This window comes from Paraburkholderia sp. Ac-20342 (assembly GCF_017104985.1).
In the GTDB taxonomy this organism is placed as follows: Bacteria; Pseudomonadota; Gammaproteobacteria; order Burkholderiales; family Burkholderiaceae; genus Paraburkholderia.
Genome location: NZ_JAAGPQ010000223.1, coordinates 1 through 922, shown reverse-complemented (window position 1 = coordinate 922; position 922 = coordinate 1). Strand labels below are relative to the sequence as shown.

Sequence of the window (922 nt, the reverse complement as noted above, 5' to 3'; positions counted from 1 at the left end):
ATATCAGTCACTACCTGATGCATAGGTACAACTGGATACGGCCGCATCAGTTCAATGACGGACTGGCGCCGGCTGTCGCGGAAGAAAAACTTAACGCAGTGTCCGGAATCAGTTGACCACTACACTGTAGCGAGAACAGCGCATGGAATGTCATGCTAAATCACACGTCTCTTCTGTTTATCCTGCTTTCGATGTCGGCGCATGTCTGCATGAGTTGATCGAAGGGGGCAGCATCCACGAGCAATATTGAGTCGTCCAGCATGGCGGCGTAGTCCTCCGCAAGGGCTTTGCGCGCATCGTCTTCAGGGACCAGCCGTAGCCGTCCCTGTGCTGCGTTGGCGTAGTCGATGACTGTGCCATTAGCGTCTTTCTCAATGAAGAAGATGGACTTGTGTTGGGCGACCATGGTCGCGACAGCGCGATCGGCAACGACTTCGTCGAAGTGCGGACTGCGCGCAATCGCCGCCAGATCATGCCAATGCCGGGCATAGCGTTCGCCACGGATGCGGCCTTGTGCGCAGTACACATGCGCTGCAGTCGCTTTCTCCCAAAAAGTCCGCGCGAGGCTCATGACCAGCGGCGACGCTGTTGGAAACGACACCTCGGGGACATACCCGTCCATGTCGCACGTGACCGACATGATCTGATGAGGTTCTCCAGTAGCACGGGCGCCAAATTCCAGGGTGATCACCGGTGCCACGTAGCCAGTCCCCTCGGCGAGGGGAGGGTAACTCAAGAGCAGTTTGTCGTTATCCTGTCCCCCAAGCTCAACCCGTGCATTCAGCTGATCGTGTTCCAGCGATGCCTGAATGACGGGCTGGACGTTCGTTTTGATCCAGTCAGGAAGCCGGTGGCGTACGGCTTGCGTCCATTTGCTGGCTTGGCTGCGGCTGGATGGCAGTTCGCCACCGTCGTTGATCAG

At 57.4% G+C, this 922-nt stretch carries 1 protein-coding gene; it reads right to left on the bottom strand.

Going from position 1 to position 922, the window contains the following annotated elements; genetic code table 11:
* Window positions 1-160: 160 nt before the first annotated feature.
* On the bottom strand, window positions 161-922 hold a 762-nt coding region (locus G3N58_RS33855), incomplete at its 5' end, for a nucleotidyl transferase AbiEii/AbiGii toxin family protein (protein ID WP_206001371.1).